Here is a 19,664-nt window from a genome sequence, read left to right as displayed (position 1 = left end):
GCGGCAACGGTGGGCCTTTCTCCCATTGGCACGCCCCTGAGCCGGGGTTGGAATGAACGTAGGCTCCGTTCGTCAACAGGAGGCATCCCATGAACGTTCCGGTTATTTTGGCGCTCGGCGCGATCGTTGTGTTCGCCGTCGTCGTGGTCATGACGCGAGGCAAGGATCCGCAGCAGCGGGCCGCGGTGCTGCTGCGCACCGGGGCGGCCATCATGGCGGTGTTCACGGTCCTTGCGGGAATCGTCATTGTCGGCGACTCGCTGCAGAACCCCGGCGGAACGGCCGCGATGCTGATTACCCTGGCCTGGGTGGTGCCGATGCTCATCCTCGCGGCCGCAGCGTGGTTCTGGCCGGCTCCTACCGCTCCTATGCTGCTCGCCCTGTCTTCGGCCTTCATCGCCGCCTGCATCTGGCTGGCCTTCGACCCCGCGGCCCTGCGCAGCTTCGTCAGCGAGAACGGACCTCTCATTGCCGTCAGCGTCGTCGCGCTGGCTTTCCCGGCCGCCGTACTCGGCCTGAAGCGGACCGTGCTGGCCGGCTGGCTGCTGGTGGCCCTCGGCGTGCTACCGCTCGTGATCACCATCATCGCAAGGTCCGGCCCGGTCGGATCGATCGTCGCTGCAAGCGTGGTCCCCCTGATCGCGGGGATCAGCTACCTCCTCTCCGACCGGATGGCCCACGGCAGCACGGCATCCGGGAAGCAACAGGCAACCACCGCCTGAAAACGTCCGGTTACCCGGCCGCGTAACGCGAATCGGGCCGGAAACAATCGGCGGGTAGCATCGGGAGCATGAGCGCCGACGACGACGACATCACCGAAGAACTACTGGCGGACGCCGGGAAACTCACCGGACTGAGCCTGGAACTGCTGGGGCTCGACCCGCACCCGGACGACATGACGGCCGAGCAGCGGCTCCAGTTCGATCCCGAGGACCTGGCCGAGATGGCCGCCGTCTCACCGGAGGACCGTCACATAGCCGTGCGCCAGACCCGCCTGCTGGCCGGGCTCCTGTGGAACTCGTCCAGCATCCTGATCGATCAACTGTTCCGAGACCTCGGAACGCTCAGCACGCTCGACGTTCTCACGCCGACTGACATCGCCGGCACCTCGGTCCTGTCCTCGCTGCCGCCACAGTTCGCGGCCAGCTACGACGCGAAGTTCACCCAGAAGTTCATCGTGGTCGCCGCAGACGTCACCGCATCCCTGGCCCGGGGCTGGACCGCCCCCGGATGCCTTGCAGCCGAACTGGCCATCCGATGCCTGCTCGATCAGGCGGAAATCACCGAGGACATCTACGAACTGGACCTTCCGGAGGACTGGCGGGCCGACGTCGAGGAAGTCCTGTTGGAGGATGCCGACAGTGAAGCACTGTACTCCGAGAACCTCGACGTTCTCGAGGACGACGCCGCGAGTCTAGGCTTCGAGCAGTGGTTCAAACCCTTCGCCTCCGGCGACACGGTTCCCCCGTACGCCTACTCCTGAGTTCTCCGCCCGAGCCCTACTTCCGATCACTCCCCCGCGGCGGCGTGCGTGGCGGGGTCGTAGGGCTCGAACACGGACGAGCCGAGCATGAAGATGCCGCGCTGCGGGATCCAGAAGTCGCCGAGCCTGTCTTGGACAGGAAGGGCCGCAGTATGTCCCAGGCTGTGTCCCCTGAGGCGTGCCGTGCTTTCGCGGACAAACCACATCTGCCGCGGGCGCGCCCCAAAGCTTTGGCCGTTGGGCACCCTGCCGGTCAATCCGGTGTGCCCCGCCCCCAGCGCCGGGCCGGCGATGGCCCCCATGACGCGCAGGAACGTCCGGCTGCGCCACAGCCGCTCCGGAACGGCGCCGGACACCGCGGACATGAGCCGGGTGACCGGAGTCGCCGCCAGCGTCAGGTCCCAGACCAGGTCCACGCCGTCACCGACCTCCACGCTGAAGGAGTAGTCGTCGCGCCACCGGATCGAGATCCCGCCCGTCGACGCCGCCCCGAGGGCGCTGCCGAAGTAGCGGGGGCAGGACGACCCTGGCCCGATGGTGCTGTGCATCGTCCAGACCCCCGCGGGGTCACGGATCCAGACCGAGTTGTACCCCGGGCCGACCGAAGAGGCCGGAAAATGCCGCAGGGCCAGGATGTAGCCGGAACTGAACGGAACGCCCATCACGCCGTAGCCGGCAAAGCATTCCTCCGGGCCGGAGGGCAGCACGGGGTGCTGTTCCACGGAGTCAACAACGGTGCGGGGACTCTGCATGGCTACGGCCTCCAGTAGTCACATCTGGCCTCTTGTCACATGTGGACGTGGAGCCGCCGGGCTGCTTCGGAGATGGAGCCGCTCAGCGACGGGTACACGGTGAAGGTGCTGGCAATGTCGTCGACGTGCAGCTTCTGCGTCACGGCAATCGAGATCGCGAAGATGAGCTCGGATGCGTTCGGGCCCACCACCACCCCGCCGATGACGGTGCCGGAACCCTTGCGGGCGAAGATCTTGATGAAGCCGTCGCGGTGGTTGCGCATCTTGGCGCGGGCGTTGCTGCGCAGGGACAGCTTGATGATGTCGCCCTGGTATTTGCCGGAGTCGATCTCGGCCTCGGACACGCCCACGGAGGCGATCTCGGGCGAGGTGAAGATGTTGGATGCCACCTGGTGCAGCTTGATGGGCATGACGGCGTCGCCCAGGAAGTGGGCCACGGCGATCCGGCCCTGCATCGCGGCCACGGAGGCCAGGGCCAGGACGCCGGTGCAGTCGCCCGCGGCGTAGATGTTCGGCGCCGTGGTGCGCGAGACGCCGTCGACCTTGATGTGGCCGCTCTCGGTCAGCGCGACGCCGGCTTCCTCCAGGCCGATTCCGGCGGTGTTCGGGATGGAGCCGACGCAGACGAGGCAGTGGCTGCCGGTCACTTTTGAACCGTCGCCGAGGGTGACCACGACGCCGTCATCCGTGCGCTCCACGGTCTCGGCGCGGGCCCGCGAGAGGACCTTGAGTCCGCGGCGTTCGAAGACGCCCTCGAGGACCTCGGCGGCGTCGGTGTCCGAGCCCGGCAGCACGCGGTCGCGGCTGGAAATCAGGGTGACTTTGGAGCCCAGGCCGTTGTAGGCCGAGGCGAATTCGGCGCCGGTGACACCGGAACCCACCACAATCAGCTCTTCGGGGAGTTCGTCCATGTTGTAGATCTGCGCCCAGTTCAGGATGCGCTCACCGTCCGGACGCGCCGTGGGCAGCTCGCGCGGGTGGGCGCCGACCGCCAGCAGGATAGTGTCGGCCTCCACTATCTCGGTGCCGTCCGCGGTCAGGACCTCGATGGTGTGGTTGTCCAGCAGCTTGCCGGAGCCGATCACGATGCGGACGTTCTGGTGTTCCAGCCCGGCCTGGATGTCCTCGGACTGCTTCCGCGCCAGGCGGAGCAGTCGGTCGTTGATGTGCTTGAGGTCCGCGCGCATCGCCGGGGCAAAGTCGCCGCCGTCGACGTCGAACTTGACGCCCAGCTCCCCCGCCTCACCCATGCGGGTCATCAGGTCTGCCGTGGCGATCAGGGTTTTAGAGGGGACGACGTCGGTCAGCACCGCGGAGCCGCCGAGTCCCGCACGCTCGATGATGGTGACCTGCGCCCCCAGCGAGGCGGCGACCATGGCGGCTTCGTAGCCGCCAGGCCCTCCGCCGAGAATTGCGATGCGGGGTGAGCTGAAGTCAGGGTGCGTAGTCACAATCAACCATTGTCCACCATCCGAACCGAAGCCACCAAGAATCGGGGCCGCCGCGGGTCCGGCCGGGCATGCTGGGCAGCAGGGCCGAGCCGCGATAACTTGTACCAGTGAGTTATACAGAATTCCTCAACACGGACCCTTTCGACGCCGCCCGCGACGCCGCCGCCTACATCGCCGAAGAGACGGGCGTCGATTCCCATGACGTCGCGCTGGTCCTCGGCTCGGGCTGGGGCGACGCCGCCGAGCTCATCGGCGAGACCACCGCCACCTTGTCCGCCACCGAAATCCCCGGCTTTTCCGCCCCCTCCGTGGTGGGGCACGTGGGCACCATCCGCTCGGTGCTGACCAAAGAGGGAAAGCGGGCCCTGGTCCTGGGCGCACGCACGCACTACTACGAGGGCAAGGGCGTCCGCTCCGTGGTTCACGGCGTGCGCACCGCCGCGGCCGCCGGCTGCAAGACCCTCGTGCTGACCAACGGCTGCGGCGGGCTCAACGAGGACTGGACGCCCGGCACCCCGGTGCTCATCAGCGACCACATCAACCTCACCGCCACCTCTCCGCTGGAAGGCGCCACGTTCGTGGACCTGACGGACCTGTACTCCTCCCGGATCCGCGCCCTGGCCCGCGAAGTGGACCCGTCGCTGGACGAGGGCGTCTACGCCCAGTTCACCGGCCCGCACTACGAGACCCCCGCCGAGGTGCAGTACGCCAAGCGGATCGGAGCCGACCTGGTGGGCATGTCCACGGCCCTGGAGGCCATAGCCGGCCGCCACGCCGGCATGGAGGTGTTCGGCATCTCGCTGGTGACCAACCTCGCCGCCGGGATCAGCCCGGTGCCGCTCAGCCACGGGGAAGTCCTTGAGGCCGGCCAGGCCGCCGGACCGCGGATTTCGAAGCTGCTCGCAGAGATCATCGCCAAGCTCTGATCCGGTCACTGATGTAGGCCCTGGTCCGTGCACCGGCCGGGGGCCCACAAGCCCGGCAACAGGTCCTGGAGTACCCGCTGCGGTCATTCCACCGCGAGGTAGTCCAGGATCTTTTCCTTGTCCGACGGGAACCGCCGCTCGATCGAGTCCGCGATCCCGGCGATGCTCTGGCGCGCCAGCGCCTGCCGCCAGGCGAGTTCGGCCTGACGCATGGTCTGGGAAATAAGGCACGTCCGCGCGAAGTTCTCCTGCCGGTCCGGCTCCGGAACATTACCAAGGATCGCCTCACACCGGAAGGCAGCGTCCTGGCCCTCCAGCGCCAGCACGATGTCCAGCACCGTGATGTTCTCCGGCCTGCGCGCCAAAAGAAATCCGCCGCGAGGTCCGGAGACTGATTCCAGCACGCCGGCCCGGACCAGCGACTGAAACTGCTTGTTAAGGTAGGCGGCCGGGAGTTTGTAGAACTCGGCCAGCCGGGCGCTGTTCACCGGCTCCCCGGGCGGTGTCCATGCCATGTTGACGCAACTGTGCACGGCCCATTCCACGCCCCGGCCCATCTTCATATTCCAGACGCTACGTGTCCGGAAATTTGGGTGTCAAGGTCCCGCTGGAAGCTTTGAGATGGAACTGAAACCCCAACTCTCGATTATCTGGACGGGTATCGCTCGCGATTGGCGATAGTTTGGTTCCTATGACGTCTTCTGATGCCGACCTCGCCCGACTCCTGAGCGATGCCCGCGACTGGGCAAACCAGGACCCGGACCCCGCCACCGCCGCCACCCTGGCTGAGCTGATCCGCCTCACCGATGGAGGCGTCGCCGCGGCCCGCCAGGAACTGGCCGACAGCTTCAGCGGCACCCTCCAGTTCGGCACCGCCGGGCTGCGGGCGGCCCTGGGCCCGGGACCGAACCGGATGAACCGTGTCGTAGTCCGCCGCGCCGCCGCCGGCTTCACCGCGTTCCTCACCAACGCCGTCCAGCAGGCCTCCCCCGGCACCCGGCCGCGCGCCGTCGTCGGCTATGACGCCCGCTACAACTCCGATATTTTCGCCGAAGAAACCGCCGCGATCCTCACCGCGGCCGGTGTCGAAACCTTTCTCATGCCGGCGGCGCTGCCCACCCCGCTGCTCGCGTATGCGGTGCGGGCGCTGGACTGCGACGGCGGCGTCATGGTCACCGCCAGCCACAACCCGCCGCAGGACAACGGGTACAAGGTGTACCTCGGCCGTCACGCGGTTGAGGACAGCGGCCGCGGCGCCCAGATCGTGGAGCCGTACGATGCCCTGATAGCGGCGAAGATCGCTGGCGTCGGCGCCCTGGACTCCATCGTTCTGGCCGCGGACGGGTGGACCGTGTTGGAGCCCTCGATCGCCACCGAATACCAGGACGCCGTCGCGGCTCTGGCGGTTCCGCAGCACTTTCCGGCCCGCGGGCTGAAGATCGTCCTGACCCCCATGCACGGCGTGGGCGGGGAAACGGCTGTGGCTGTACTGAAGGCCGCCGGTTTCACCGACGTCACGCTCGTCACGGAACAGGCGCAGCCGGATCCGGACTTCCCCACGGTGAACTTCCCCAACCCGGAAGAGCCCGGGGCGCTGGATCTGGCTCTTGCGGCGGCGACGCGCGAGGGCGCCGACATCGTGATCGCCAACGATCCGGACGCCGACCGGGCGGCCGTCGCGGCGAAGGACCCGGCCACCGGCGCGTGGCGCATGCTGCGCGGCGATGAGGTGGGCGCCCTGCTCGGCGCCCACATCGTGGCGCGTCAGGCCGCCGGCGGCGAGGCGCCGGGCGGCGTGTTCGCCAACTCGATTGTGTCTTCCCGCTTGCTGGCGCGGATCGCGGCCGCGGCAGGTTACGCCCACGAGGAAACCCTGACCGGCTTCAAATGGATTGCCCGCGTGCCGGGGCTGGTCTACGGCTACGAGGAGGCGCTGGGCTATTGCGTCGCCCCGTCCCTGGTGCGCGACAAGGACGGCATCTCGGCGGCGGTGTTAATCGCCGAGCTCGCGGCCGCTGCTAAGGCAGAGGGCAAGACCATCTTCGACACCCTGGACGAGCTCTACCTGGTGCACGGGTTGCACGCGAGCGACCAGCTCAGCATCCGGGTGGCGGACCTCGGCCTGCTGGACGCGATGATGAACCGGCTGCGGGTCAGCCCGCCGGAATCGTTCGGCGGCTCCGGCGTCGAGGCCGTCACGGACCTGGCCGTGGGCACCGAGGAACTCCCGCCCACTGAGGGCCTGCTGTACCTGACCAGGGACCTCAGCCGCGTCATCATCCGTCCCAGCGGCACGGAACCGAAGCTCAAGTGCTACCTGGAAGTCATCCGCAGTGTCGGTTCGGCCGCCGAACTTCCGGCGGCCCGGGACGAGGCCCGCGCCGCGCTGGACGGCGTCCTGGCCGACGTCCGGGAGGCCCTGGGCCTCTAGAGTCCTACCTCAATGTACCCGCCCACAATCCGGGCACCGAAGGTGGCGAGCCGGAGTTCCGGGTTGCCGAGGCACTCCCCCGTGTCGAGGTCGTAGACCTCCTTGTGCAGCGGCGAAGCCACCGTGGGGCGGTCCCCGCGGGATCCGGTGATGCCGCGGGCCATGACGTTCGCCCCGGTGGCCGGGTCTTCCTGCGCGACGGCGAAAACCTCACCGGTCACGGTGCGGAACAGGGCAATCTGGCGGCCCGCAATCAATGCCGCCTCGCCCCACGCCGGTTCCAGGTCCGTCACGGCGCACACCCGGTGCCAGCCGGCGGTGGATCCAGCCTGCTCGGCGGCCTGATCCTCAAACTCGTGTAGTGCGGTTTCAAGTACGGCGGTCATCCCGGCCCCTCTCTGATACATCCCTTACGGGCTCAGCCGCTGCTGCGGCCACATATTCAAGCTAGGCCCGCGGTGTTTCATCCGGACGCGCCGGATGTGTCCGGCGCGTAAAAGAGAGCTCACACGGCCGGAAATGCGATCGTGATGCAGAAGTTAAGATCACGAAACATAAGGGAAACTGAAGCGAAATTCCCTTTGCCTAGTCTGGGACGACAAGCTGCAGAGCACCGTCTGCGGCCCATGCGAAAGGCCCACCGTGACCGGACACCCCTCAAGCCACCCGAACCAGGGCGCAGCCAGCGCCGCCCCGCGCCGTATTGTGGTGGCCGGCGGCGGCCCTGCAGCGCACCGTTTCGCCGATGCGATGCATGCCCGCGGACTCGATGGCTGGCACGTTACAGTCCTCACCGAGGAAGCCCACCTCCCCTACGACCGCGTCGCGCTGAGCAAGGCACTCACCGACAGCGACGTCGACCTCACCCTGGGCAGCGCTTCCATGTGGGACCACACGGCCCTGACCCTGAAGACCGGCGAGCGCGTCATCAGCATCGACGCCGCGAACAAGACGGTCAACACCGCAGCGGGAACCGTCTATCCGTATGACGAGCTCGTGGTCGCGACGGGCTCGGACGCGGCCCGTCTGCCCATCCCGGGCTCCGAACTCACCCACGTGTACCGCACCCTTGAGGACGTCTGGGCCATCAACAAGGCGATCGCGGACCTCACCGTGAAGCTTGGCCGCAAGGTCAACGCAGTCACCATCGGCGGCGGTCTGCTGGGCCTGGAATCAGCGGCCGGCACCGAACAGCTCGGCGCCACTCCCATCGTCATCAACGGCTCGCCGTGGCTCATGAACACCCAGCTGGACGAGGGTGCCGGACAGTCGCTCGGCCGGCTCATCGAGGCCAAGGGCTTCACCGTCCACGGCGGGGTGTTCCCCTCCGAGGTCCTCTCCGACGACGACGGCCAGGTCACCGGCGTCCTCATGGCCGACGGCCGGATCATCGACGCCGACATCGTGATCGTTGCGATCGGTGTGCGGCCCCGCGATGAACTGTTCCGCGCCGCCGATGGCCCGGATGGGCAAAAGGGAGTACAGCAGTTCCAGCTCGGCCCGCGCGGCGGCGTCGTCATCTCCGATGACTGCTCCACTGAGGTCCCCGGCATCTGGGCAATCGGCGAGGTCGCCAACTTCGGCGGCATGTGCCTGGGCCTCGTGGCCCCGGCCAACACGATGGCCGAGATCGTCGCGGACCGGCTGCACGGCGGCGACGCAACCTTCCCCGGCTTCGACACGGCCACCAAGCTCAAGCTCTCCGGCGTCGACGTCGCCAGCTTCGGCGACGCCTTCGCCCGCACCGAACACGCGCTCGAAATCGTCTACGCCGACCCCGCCCGCGGCGTCTACCAGAAGATCGTCACCACCGACGATGCCAAGACCCTGCTCGGCGGCATCTTCGTCGGCGACGCCTCGCCCTACACGTCCCTGCGCCCCATGCTGGGCCGCGAACTGGCGGCCGAGCCCGGCGCCTACCTCACCGCGGCCGGCGGCGGCGACGCCCCGGAGACCGAACTGCCGGACGACGCCATCCTGTGTTCGTGCAACAACGTCTCTGCGGGAACCATTCGCGACACCGTCAACGGCTGCGGTGCCTGCGACGGCAACGCCCCCGTCCAGGAACTCGGCGAGCTGAAGGGCTGCACGCGCGCCGGAACCAGCTGTGGTTCCTGCGTGCCGATGCTCAAGAAGCTGCTTGAGACCGAGCTGACCAAGTCCGGCGTCGAGGTCTCCAAGGCACTCTGCGAACACATCGAGCTCTCCCGCCAGGAACTCTTCGACGCCATCCGGGTTCTGGAACTGACCTCCTTCGAGGAGATCATGGCCAAGTACGGCACCGGGTCCGGCTGCGATATCTGCAAGCCGACCATCGCCAACATCCTGGCCAGCCAGAACAGCGCCTACGTCCTGGACGCTGGCCGCGGCACCCTGCAGGACACCAACGACCGCGCCTTGGCCAACATGCAGAAGGACGGCACCTACTCGGTGGTTCCGCGGATCGCCGGCGGCGAGATCACCCCGAAGAAACTCGGCGTGATCGCCGCGGTGGCCGAGCAGTACGGCCTCTACACCAAGATCACCGGCGGCCAGCGGATCGACATGTTCGGCGCCCGGCTGGAGCAGCTGCCGGAAATCTGGAAGCTGCTGGTGGATGCCGGCTTCGAATCGGGCCAGGCCTACGGCAAGAGCCTGCGCACGGTGAAGTCCTGCGTCGGCTCCACGTGGTGCCGCTTCGGGGTCCAGGACTCGGTGGCCATGGCCATCGCGCTTGAGCTGCGCTACCGCGGCCTCCGCAGCCCGCACAAGCTGAAGATGGGTGTCTCCGGCTGCGCCCGCGAATGTGCGGAGGCCCGGGGCAAGGATGTCGGCGTCATCGCCACCGCGGACGGCTGGAACCTGTACGTCGGCGGCAACGGCGGGGCCACCCCGGCGCACGCCCAGCTGCTGGCCAAGGACCTCGACGGCGAAACCCTGATCAAGTACATCGACCGCTACTTCATGTACTACATCCGCACCGCCGACCGCCTGCAGCGCACCGCGCGCTGGCAGGAAGAGCTCGACGGCGGCATCAAGCACGTCGAGGACGTGGTGGTGCACGACACCCTGGGCATCGCCGAGGACCTTGAGGCCGCCATGGCCAAGCACGTTGACACCTACGTCGACGAATGGGCCGACACGCTGAAGGATCCCGAGCGGCTCCGCCGCTTCCGCTCCTTCGTCAACGCCCCGGACCAGAAGGACGATTCCATCACCTTCGTCTCCGACGAGCGCGGCCAGATGCGCCCCGCCACGGCAGAAGAAAAGGCGCTGGCCGGCCAGCAGCCAGTCCTGATCGGCGCTTCCATCCCGGTCCGTGCCACCACCCCGGGACTGCCTGACGAGAACGAGGTATAGCCATGCAGCTCACCATTGACCTCACCGGACGCGAAGTCCTGGTCGCGGGCGCGGACCACGCCGCGCGCCAGGCCGTGCGGCGCTACGAGGCGGCCGGCGCCATCGTGTTCCGTCTCAGCTCCCCGCAGGGCGCCGGTATTGACGGCCCCCTGCCCGAGCGCCCGTTCCTGGTGGCGGCAGTCGACGACGGCCAGCCCGGCTGGGAGGCCCTGCTGGTCCGGTGCCATGCCGCCGGCATTCCGGTGGCGGCCGAGCCCGCGGGCGGCCCGATCGGACACGTCACGCTGGTCGGCGGCGGCCCCGGCACCGCCGAGCTCCTCACGGTCGCCGCCGTGGCGGCGCTGCGGGATGCCGACGTCGTCTTCTACGACCGGCTCGCCCCGTACCAGGACCTGCCGTCCCTGACCTCGGCCGAGCTCGTGGATGTGGGCAAGAAGCCCGGCCACCACAAGGTCAGCCAGGCCGACATCGAAAAGCTCATGGTGGAAAGCGCGCTGGCCGGCAACAATGTGGTCCGCCTCAAGGGCGGGGACCCCTATGTGTTCGGCCGCGGCGGCGAGGAAGTCGCGTCCTGCGTCGCGGCCGGGGTTCCGGTCCGCGTCATCTCCGGAGTCACCAGCGCCATCTCGGTTCCGGCCGCCGCCGGCATCCCGGTCACCCACCGCGAAGTCAGCCACATGTTCACCGTCGTCTCCGGCCATGCGCCGCTGACCGAGAACGAATTGACGCACCTTTCCGGGCTCGGCGGGACCATTGTGGTCCTGATGGGCATCGGCACCCTGCACCACCTCGCGGCCGGACTCCGCCGGGCCGGGATGCGGGCCGATATGCCGATGGCGGTCGTCGAACGCGGCTACCGCCCCGGCCAGCGCACCACGATCGCCGAACTGGGCACCATCACCTCCGCAGCCGCCGGCTGCAGCAACCCCGCCGTCCTGGTGATCGGGGAGGTTGTCCGGGTAGCCGAGGCCAACCGGGGCTGTGCCGAAGCCACAGCAGAGCTCGACCGACTGGCCGCGTCACTGATGGAGGCGTAAGGATTCCCATGAGCGCATTGAACGCCGTCGCCGCTACCTTCCCGGAACCCGGCACACCCTTGACACCGTTAATTCCCGCAACGTCCGGAGCACCCGCGCCGGAACCTGCGGAGGATCCGACCGAACGGGACCTTCCTTTGGACGGCTTCCGGATCGGCGTCACCTCGCACCGCCGCTCGCAGGACCTCATCGAGGCCCTCGAGCGCCGCGGTGCCGAGGTGCTTCACGCCCCGGCTCTGAAGATCGCCCCGGTCCGGGAGGACGAAAGCCTGATCGAGGACACCCGGGCGATCATCGCCGCTCGGCCCGATCTTTGCATCGCCACCACCGCCTACGGCATGCGCCGCTGGTGCGAGGCCGCGGACACGTTTGGCATCGGCGACCAGCTGCTCGAGACCCTCTCCGCCACCCGGATGTTCGTCCGCGGGCCCAAGGCCCGCGGCGCCGTGCGCGCGGCCGGGCTTGCCGACGTCGGAATCAGCAGCGACGAAACCACGGCGACGCTCGTGGACATGCTCCTCGCCGAGGGTGTGCGGGGCAAGACTGTCGCGGTGCAGCTGCACGGCTACACGGATGTCCGCCAGCTTGAGCGCCTGCGCATGTCCGGCGCCACCGTCCTGACCGTCACCCCGTACCGCTGGGTCAAGCCCGACGGCGCCGACCGGCTGCCCAAGCTCATCGAAGCCGCGTGCAGCGGCAACCTGGATGTCCTGACCTTCACGAGCGCCCCCGCCGTGGACGCCATGTGGAGCACCGCGCACGAGATGGGCGTCTATAAACAGCTCGTGGAAAGCCTGAAGACCACTGTGGCGACCGCCGTCGTCGGGCCCATCACCGCTCAGCCGCTGCTGGATGCCGGGCTGCATCCGCTGATCCCGGAACGCTTCCGGATGGGCGCCCTGATCCGGCTGGTCTGCGAGCACCTGGCGCTCAACCACGTGCGCCGGCTGGATACCGCTTCAGGAAGCATTGAGCTGCGCGGCCGCTCCCTGCGGATCAACGGCGAAGCAGTCGACATGGCACCGGCACCCCTGTTGCTGCTGCGCGCGCTCATCGGCGCCGGCGGGGCCGTGCTGTCCCGCGAAGCGCTCTCGGACCTCCTGGAACTGCGCGGTTCCGTGCATGCCCTAGACATGACCGTCAGCCGGCTGCGGTCCGCGCTGCCGGACACCCGTCTGGTGGAAACCGTGGTGAAGCGCGGCTACCGGATCCGGGTATAACGGAGGCGGCATAAAGACCCGGCCGACCAGGTGTGACGCACGACATTACCGGCCGGTAAATACTGGCGAACAGGCAGGGAAAAAGCGGCAACACCCGGGAAACACCCCGGAAAAATCGGACGCCTACGCTGGGGTTCATCAAGCACACCGGCCACACGATGGCCACCCAGCGAAAGGGCCTGCACATGTCCGCTCCGGCATTGTCTCCCACCACCGGCACGTCCCCCTCGACGGCAGCCGCTCCCGGCACCGCCTCTCCGACGACAGTCACAACGGCCGCGCGGCCCAGGATCGTCATCGCCGGCGCCGGCACGGCCGCCCAGGCCCTCGTCCGGCAACTCACCCGGACCCCGTTTGCCGGCGCCATCACGGTCCTCAGCAACCGGGACGACGCCCCCGAGGAACTGCTGGAACTCGCCGTCCTGCCCCACGTGTCCGTCCGCTTTGGCCAGCCCGCCAGCTACATCGACGCGGAAAACCGCCGGGTGACCACGGCCGACGGCATGGAATTCGACTACGACGAGCTCGTCATCGCCACCGGTTCGGCCCCCGCCGAGGCGCCGGTGGAAGGGGCCGCGCGGTGCCTGAGCTATTCCACGATCGACGACGCCGCCCGGCTGGGCGAGGCCGTCAAGGACGTCACCCGGGTCCTGGGCCGGCGCCCGCTGGGCATCCTGGTCGGCACGGGCTCCGCTGCCGGCCAGGCCGAGGCCGTGCTCCGGGCCCGGGGCGTCCGCCCCATCCGCACCACCGTCCGCCCCGCCGCCGTCGTTCCCACCATCGCCGGGTCTGTACTGCCGGCGTCCGGCGTCGTCTTCGAAGACGGCTCCAGCATGAACGGCGACCTCGTGATCCTGGCCGAGGAGCGCATCGCCCGCGACGAACTCGCCGCCACGGCCGGGCTCACCACCGCGCCGCGTGGCGGGATTGTCATCGGCCAGGACTTCCGCACCTCCGTGCCGGGGATCTGGGCGATCGGTGACGCCGCAGCCTACGATGGCGTCCGGCTGGGTCTGCTCGTGGCCTCCGGTTCGGCCGCGTCGGTGTGTGCTTCCCAGCTGCTTCAGGCCACGATGGCCCGGCCCCTGGCGGCCGCCGCTTAGCCGTGCGGGGGCGGCCCGGCTGGAACATCCACGGGGCATGTTCCTATGGCAAGATGGTTCCCTGATAAGCCGCGCACCATGCGGCGCCGCCAGGGCCCGCAGGCCCACAAGGCCCGGGAAGGGACCGCCGCGTCCCAGGCCCGCCACGAAAGGGACCACCATGAGCCACGACGCCGCCACCGCGGGCACGCCCAACATCGCCTCCTACATCGACCACACGCTGCTCAAGCCGGAGGCCGGCGAAGCGGAGATCCTCAAAGTGTGCGCCGAGGCGGCCGAATACCATTTCAAGTCGGTCTGCGTGAACCCGGTCTGGGTCAAGACCGTCAAGACCGCACTCAAGGGCTCCGGCGTCCTGACATGCTCCGTGGTCGGGTTCCCGCTGGGCGCCACGCCGAGCGACGTCAAGGCCTTCGAGGCCCGCGGCGCGGTCCTGGACGGCGCCGAAGAAGTGGACATGGTCATCAACATCGCCGCCGCCCGTGCCAATGACAAGGGCACGCTGGTGGATGACATCGCCGCCGTCGCCGACGCTGTGCACGAGGGCGGAGCCATCCTGAAGGTCATCATCGAAACGGCCCTGCTGAGCGATGACCAGAAAGTGCTCGCCTGCGAGGCCGCGGTGGAAGCCGGCGCGGACTTCGTGAAGACCTCCACCGGCTTCAACGGCGGCGGGGCCACGGCAGAGGACGTCGCACTCATGCGCCGCACCGTCGGTCCGGACCTTGGCGTCAAGGCCTCGGGCGGCGTGCGTTCCCTGGCCGACGCTCAGGCTATGATTGCTGCAGGTGCAACACGTATTGGCGCCAGCTCCGGCATTGCGATCGTCAAGGGTGAACAGGGTTCGTCCGCGTACTGATCCACGCCGGCAGCGCCCACAGTTTTGAGAGCCCCCAGGGGCCGAGGAGGAACGAATGTCCAGCAACACCACCCCGTCCCGGCGCGTCGAGAACAGCCTCGGATCCAGCATCGCCCTGTTCGTGCCCATGATGGTCCTGTTCCTCGGCGCGATCTACTCGCTGGCCTTCCTGACGCTGGAAAACGTCTGGCCGATGGCCGTCTGCCTGGTGCTCTTCGCCCTCTCGTTCTGGATCCCGCAGACGCTGATGGGCCGCTCGGATTCGGCCGGCGAAAACTAGCCTCTCCCTTTCTTAGTTGATTGAAGCTCCGGATATTCCGGAGCTTCAATCATTTAAGGACCTTCAGTCATCCAAGCAGCGCAGCTTAGCCGGGCACCAGCGCGAACAGGCCCTTGACCAGCCCCGTGCCCAGCGCCAGGGCTGCCGGGAAGTGCGCTTTGGCCACGGCCAGGCCGGCGCCGAACATCCCTACCATCGCGTAGGCGCTCACCGGGATGAGGACGAACCATTCCCGCCGCGAGCCCGCCCGGCCCAGCAGCGGGATGGAGAACGCCCCGTTGGCTCTCCAGATGTTCTTGAGCAGCGGCAGTTTCCGCAGGACCTTCGGCGGCTTGATCACCAGTGGCCAGAGCAGCGGCACTCCCCCGGTGGTGATCATGTCCCCCACAATGTGCACCAGCACCCCGGTGAGCATCGAGACCGGCAACCAGGTCCACTGGTGCGGCGCAAACCACGTCACCACGCCTGCCATAAGCAGCCCGAAGATCCAGTTGCTGATCCAGCCGTATTTCGGAAAAAGCTTCAGTGCCTTCACCGCGATGTTGATCATGAACATGCACAGCAGGCCGGCTCCAACGGACAGCAGTCCCCACTGGGTCTGCACCTGCCACTGCCCGGCGATGGTGGCCAGCAGCACGAAGAACGCCGCGCCCAGCACCGAATGGGTGCCCTGCCGGTGGCCCCCGCTGACGTTCTCAATGCCGCGCGCCACCAGGTTGGACAGCGGCGGCAGCGCATGCGCCACTGTGCTGGCCCGGTGGTCCCAGTCGCAGACAAGCGCGGTCCCCGCCGTCGCCATGGCGCCGATCACGATTCCCGTGGGATCCAGCGGGTACCAGCCGAGCGCGTACGGGCCGGTCGAGGCAATGGCTACCCACGCCGCGGCTCCCGACGCGGCGTGATGTCCTCCCATCATGCGGTTATTTCACCGCCGGTGTCGCAGATACAGCGGCATCAGCGAAAATGTTGCGGATGACGCCGTTGGCCCACTCAAGGATCTCGGCGTCCTGCAGGTCCCGGCCGCCGATCCTGGCGGTCTTGGGCTTGGGGACGAGCACGGCGTCCAGGGCAGGCTTCGCCTGCGCGCCGGGGTACATCCGGGTCAGGCGCATGAGCTTGGACTCCGGCAGCTGCGCCGGGGAGAACTTGATGAAGTTGCCCTGCAGCGCGACGTCGGACAGTCCGGCCTCGCGGGCGCCCACCCGGAACCGGGCGACGTCGATCAGGTTGGTGGCGGGCAGCGGCAGTTCGCCATAGCGGTCCACGAGCTCCGCGAGGACCTCGTCGATCGCCTCGTAGGTGATGGCGCTGGCCAGCTTGCGGTAGGCCTCCAGGCGCAGCCGTTCGCCCGGCACGTAGTCGTGCGGCAGGTGCGCGTTGACCGGCAGCTCGATCTTCATTTCGGCGGCCTTCTCCTCGGCCTCGCCCCGGTACTCGGCCACGGCCTCGCCCACCAGCCGGATATAGAGGTCGAAGCCGACGCCCTGGATGTGGCCGGACTGCTCGCCGCCGAGCAGGTTGCCGGCCCCGCGGATCTCCAGGTCCTTCATGGCCAGCTGCATGCCGGCGCCGAGCTCGTTGTGCGTCGCGACGGCCTTGAGCCGTTCCAGCGCCACCTCGCCGAGCGGCTTTTCCGCGGGGTAGAGGAAGTAGGCGTAGGCGCGTTCCCGGCCGCGGCCCACCCGTCCGCGCAGCTGGTGCAGCTGGGAGAGGCCGTACTTGTCCGCACCGTCCACGATCAGGGTGTTGGCGTTGGAGATGTCCAGGCCGGTCTCGATGATGGTGGTGCAGACCAGGACGTCGAAGCGCTTTTCCCAGAAGTCCACGATGATCTGTTCCAGCCGGCTCTCGGACATCTGCCCGTGCGCCACCTCCACCCGCGCCTCCGGGACCAGTTCACGGATCTTCGCCGCGGTGCGGTCGATCGTGGACACCCGGTTGTGGACGAAGAACACCTGGCCTTCGCGCATCAGTTCGCGCCGGATCGCGGCGGAGGTCTGCTTCTCCGTGTACGGGCCCACGTAGGTCAGCACCGGGTGCCGTTCCTCCGGCGGGGTGGCCAGCGTGGAGGTCTCGCGGATGCCGGTCAGGGACATTTCCAGGGTCCGCGGAATCGGGGTGGCGCTCATGGCCAGGACGTCCACGTTGGTGCGCATCTTCTTGAGCGCCTCCTTGTGTTCGACGCCGAAGCGCTGCTCCTCGTCAACGATCACTAGGCCGAGGTCCTTGAAGCCGAAGTCCTTGGACAGCAGGCGGTGCGTGCCGATCACGACGTCCACGGAGCCGCTCTTGACGCCGTCGGCGGTTTCCTTGGCTTCCTTGCCGCTCTGGAAGCGGGACAGCGGCTTAACCACCAGCGGGAAACCGGAAAACCGTTCGGTGAAGGTCTCGTAGTGCTGCTGGGCAAGCAGCGTGGTGGGCACCAGCACGGCCACCTGCTTGCCGTCCTGGACGGCCTTGAACGCGGCCCGGACCGCGATCTCGGTCTTGCCGTAGCCGACGTCGCCGGAGATGAGCCGGTCCATCGGAATCTCGCGCTCCATGTCTGCCTTGACCTCGTTGATGGTGGTGAGCTGGTCCGGGGTCTCCACGTACGGGAAGGCCTCCTCCAGTTCCCGCTGCCACGGGGTGTCCGGGCCGAAGGCGTAGCCGCGGGAGGCCATGCGGGCCGAGTACAGCCGGATCAGCTCGCCGGCGATCTCCTTGACCGCCCTGCGGGCCTTGGACTTGGTGCTGGCCCAGTCCGCGCCGCCCATCTTGCTCAGCGCCGGGGTGTCGCCGCCGACGTACCGGGTGACCTGGTCCAGCTGGTCGGTGGGCACAAAGAGCCGGTCCCCCGGGGCTCCGCGCTTGGACGGGGCATATTCCAGGACCAGGTATTCGCGCACCCCGTCGCCGCCACCCGCCACCCGGCGCTGGATCAGCTCCACGAACCGGCCAATGCCGTGCTGTTCGTGGACCACGGAGTCCCCGGCCACCAGCTGGAGCGGATCCACGGCGTTCCGCCGCTTGGACGGCATCCGCCGCATGTCCTTGGTGGAACCGGCGGAGGTACGGCCCAGCAGGTCAGCCTCGGTCAGCAGCGCCAGTTTGAGCGGATCCAGAACAAATCCGCGGCCGACGGCGGCGGTTGTCACCTCGATCAGTCCGGCCTGCGGATCCGCGTCGAGGGTGTCCACCCGCGCGCAGGGGATGTCGTTGTCGTGGAAGAGTTCGGCGAGGCGCTGCGCCGGGCCGGGGCCCTCGGTGACCACGACGATCCGCCACTGGTCCCGGACGCGGGAGCCAATGAAGTCCATCATTTCCGCCACGTCGCCCTGGTAGCCGCGGGGTTCCCGGGCATGCAGGTTCAGCACGTCGACGTCGGGCAGCAGCTCTTCGTCGCTGGCCAGTGAGGTGATGGACCACCAAGAGACGCCGTGCTCCAGAGCGGCGGTGCGGGTTTCGGTCAGCGAGCGGAAGCTGGCCGAATGCAAAGCTTCTGACGCCGCGGAACTTAAATCGAGCGGCGCCGTACCGCCGTCGGAGGCCTTCGACCAAGCGGCCTCGAGGAATTCTTCGTTGGTGGCGGCGAGGTCGTGGGCCCGGGTGCGGACCTTCTCCGGCTCGATCACCACCGAGATGGAACCGGCCGGAAGCTGGTCCAGGAACGGCACCATCGCATCCACCAGGACGGGGGCCAGCGATTCCATGCCTTCGACGGCGATGCCGCCGGCGATCTTCTCCAGCATGTCCGCGGCGGCCGGGAGCTGGGACTTCAGGGTGGCCGCGCGGGACATGACGGAGGGCGTGATCAGGATTTCGCGGCACGGCGGGGCGTGGAGTTCGGTGGGATGGTGCAGGCCGGGCCCGGTCAGCGAGCGCTGGTCGGCGACGGCGAACCAGCGCATCTGATCCACCTCGTCGCCGAAGAACTCGACCCGGATGGGGTGGTCCTCGGTGGGCGGGAAGACGTCCAGCATGCCGCCGCGGACGGCGAACTCGCCGCGGCGCGTCACCATGTCCACCCGGGCGTAGGCGGCGTCGGCGAGGCTCTTGACGACGCTGCTGAAGGGGGCCTCCTGGCCGAGCTTCAGGGTCACGGGCACCAGTTCGCCCAGGCCGGCGACGATCGGCTGGACGACGGCGCGCACGGGGGCAACTACGACGCGCAGCGCACCGGCAGTGGACGACTCGGGGTGAGCGAGCCGCCGCAGCACGGACAGCCGCCGGCCCACGGTGTCCGAGCGCGGGGAGAGCCGCTCATGCGGCAGGGTCTCCCAGCTGGGGAACTCGGCCACGGCGTCGGCCGGCAGGAAGGCGCGCAGGGCCTCGGTCAGGTCCTCGGCCTCACGGCCGGTCGCGGTGACGGCCAGGACCACGGGCACCGGACGGACGGCGCCGGCAGCGCCGGTTTCGTTCGCCGCCTGCGTCGTGAGTCCGTCCGCCATTTCGGCGAGCAGCGTGGACCGCATTCCGGCCGGGGCGCTGATCTGGTAGTCCTCGCTGCGGGCGGCGAACCCGCGGGCGGCCTCGGCCTGGACCCGCGCGTAATTCCGGTCTTCGGCGAGGACACGGCGCAGGCCGGTGAGAGAGGGGCCGTTGAGGCTCATAGCTGTTGCTCCTGATGTGATCACGGGGTGCAGGCAACACGAATAGCCGCAATTCGTGAGAATCCCGGGTCCTCCAAGCCTACCGCGGAGGCCACGGCCAGGCCGACGGGCTGGACCGGCGGGGCTAGGCTGGCAGGAGGAGCGGGGCCCATCCGAAGTGGCCTGGGCACCGAATGGCTTGGTAGGCCACC

16 protein-coding genes are annotated in these 19,664 nt (G+C 68.4%); 10 read left to right on the top strand and 6 right to left on the bottom strand.

The genetic code is table 11. From position 1 onward, the window contains the following. The first annotated feature begins 89 nt into the window (after nt 1–89). Nucleotides 90–722: a hypothetical protein gene (locus ACFRJ8_RS10630; RefSeq protein WP_377986067.1), complete on the top strand. Its 633-nt coding sequence runs from the start codon at nt 90–92 to the stop codon at nt 720–722. A gap of 68 nt (nt 723–790) precedes the next feature. Next, nucleotides 791–1,483, top strand: a complete 693-nt coding sequence (locus tag ACFRJ8_RS10625; RefSeq protein WP_377986066.1) for a hypothetical protein — start codon at nt 791–793, stop codon at nt 1,481–1,483. Between the two features lie 26 nt (nt 1,484–1,509). Here the strand turns inward: ACFRJ8_RS10625 and ACFRJ8_RS10620 are convergent, their stop codons facing one another. Together ACFRJ8_RS10620 and ACFRJ8_RS10615 are read right to left on the bottom strand one after the other, a co-directional pair. Further along, nucleotides 1,510–2,235 carry a hypothetical protein gene (locus ACFRJ8_RS10620; RefSeq protein WP_377986065.1) on the bottom strand — a complete coding sequence of 242 codons (726 nt, stop codon included), beginning with the start codon at nt 2,233–2,235 and terminating at the stop codon, nt 1,510–1,512. A 35-nt stretch (nt 2,236–2,270) separates the two neighbouring features. Then, entirely contained in the window at nt 2,271–3,686 is a 1,416-nt protein-coding gene (locus ACFRJ8_RS10615; RefSeq protein ID WP_377986064.1) for an NAD(P)H-quinone dehydrogenase, read from the bottom strand. Nucleotides 3,687–3,793: 107 nt separating this feature from the next. On the opposite strand from ACFRJ8_RS10615, the gene ACFRJ8_RS10610 reads away from it, so the two are divergent. Further along, complete coding sequence (locus ACFRJ8_RS10610) at nt 3,794–4,612, top strand: purine-nucleoside phosphorylase (protein ID WP_377986063.1); 819 nt, start codon at nt 3,794–3,796, stop codon at nt 4,610–4,612. A gap of 83 nt (nt 4,613–4,695) precedes the next feature. Here the strand turns inward: ACFRJ8_RS10610 and ACFRJ8_RS10605 are convergent, their stop codons facing one another. After that, nucleotides 4,696–5,175 (bottom strand): RrF2 family transcriptional regulator, encoded by a 480-nt coding sequence (locus ACFRJ8_RS10605; protein WP_377986062.1) that lies wholly within the window; start codon nt 5,173–5,175, stop codon nt 4,696–4,698. Nucleotides 5,176–5,303: 128 nt separating this feature from the next. On the opposite strand from ACFRJ8_RS10605, the gene ACFRJ8_RS10600 reads away from it, so the two are divergent. Next, nucleotides 5,304–7,043 (top strand): phospho-sugar mutase, encoded by a 1,740-nt coding sequence (locus ACFRJ8_RS10600; RefSeq protein ID WP_377986061.1) that lies wholly within the window; start codon nt 5,304–5,306, stop codon nt 7,041–7,043. Here the strand turns inward: ACFRJ8_RS10600 and nirD are convergent. After that, a complete protein-coding gene (gene nirD / locus ACFRJ8_RS10595) occupies nt 7,040–7,429 on the bottom strand; it encodes a nitrite reductase small subunit NirD (RefSeq protein ID WP_377986060.1) in 390 nt (129 codons plus the stop codon). The genes ACFRJ8_RS10600 and nirD overlap by 4 nt on opposite strands. Nucleotides 7,430–7,685: 256 nt before the next feature. Here nirD and nirB point away from each other — a divergent pair, with 256 nt between their 5' ends. The 6 genes from nirB (at nt 7,686) to ACFRJ8_RS10565 (ending at nt 14,881) form a co-directional block, all read left to right on the top strand. Further along, on the top strand, nt 7,686–10,382 hold the full coding sequence (gene nirB / locus ACFRJ8_RS10590) for a nitrite reductase large subunit NirB (RefSeq protein WP_377986059.1): 2,697 nt from the start codon (nt 7,686–7,688) through the stop codon (nt 10,380–10,382). 2 nt (nt 10,383–10,384) lie between these two features. Then, nucleotides 10,385–11,419, top strand: coding sequence for a uroporphyrinogen-III C-methyltransferase (gene cobA / locus ACFRJ8_RS10585; protein ID WP_377986058.1), 1,035 nt, complete (start codon nt 10,385–10,387; stop codon nt 11,417–11,419). 8 nt (nt 11,420–11,427) lie between these two features. Next, nucleotides 11,428–12,639, top strand: coding sequence for a uroporphyrinogen-III synthase (locus tag ACFRJ8_RS10580; RefSeq protein ID WP_377986057.1), 1,212 nt, complete (start codon nt 11,428–11,430; stop codon nt 12,637–12,639). A gap of 185 nt (nt 12,640–12,824) precedes the next feature. Beyond that, complete coding sequence (locus tag ACFRJ8_RS10575; protein ID WP_377986245.1) at nt 12,825–13,742, top strand: FAD-dependent oxidoreductase; 918 nt, start codon at nt 12,825–12,827, stop codon at nt 13,740–13,742. A gap of 160 nt (nt 13,743–13,902) precedes the next feature. After that, on the top strand, nt 13,903–14,601 hold the full coding sequence (gene deoC / locus ACFRJ8_RS10570; RefSeq protein WP_377986056.1) for a deoxyribose-phosphate aldolase: 699 nt from the start codon (nt 13,903–13,905) through the stop codon (nt 14,599–14,601). 55 nt (nt 14,602–14,656) lie between these two features. Further along, nucleotides 14,657–14,881 carry a hypothetical protein gene (locus tag ACFRJ8_RS10565; RefSeq protein WP_377986055.1) on the top strand — a complete coding sequence of 75 codons (225 nt, stop codon included), beginning with the start codon at nt 14,657–14,659 and terminating at the stop codon, nt 14,879–14,881. An 85-nt stretch (nt 14,882–14,966) separates the two neighbouring features. Here ACFRJ8_RS10565 and ACFRJ8_RS10560 read toward each other — a convergent pair whose 3' ends face one another. Both ACFRJ8_RS10560 and mfd read right to left on the bottom strand, forming a co-directional pair. Beyond that, nucleotides 14,967–15,797 carry a metal-dependent hydrolase gene (locus ACFRJ8_RS10560; protein ID WP_377986054.1) on the bottom strand — a complete coding sequence of 277 codons (831 nt, stop codon included), beginning with the start codon at nt 15,795–15,797 and terminating at the stop codon, nt 14,967–14,969. Between the two features lie 4 nt (nt 15,798–15,801). Further along, on the bottom strand, nt 15,802–19,473 hold the full coding sequence (gene mfd, locus ACFRJ8_RS10555) for a transcription-repair coupling factor (protein WP_377986053.1): 3,672 nt from the start codon (nt 19,471–19,473) through the stop codon (nt 15,802–15,804). Between the last annotated feature and the right edge of the window lie 191 nt (nt 19,474–19,664).

Origin of the sequence: Arthrobacter sp. NPDC056886 (assembly GCF_042788715.1) — a bacterium.
In the GTDB taxonomy this organism is placed as follows: Bacteria; Actinomycetota; Actinomycetes; order Actinomycetales; family Micrococcaceae; genus Arthrobacter.
This window is presented reverse-complemented; position numbering and strand designations above follow the sequence as displayed.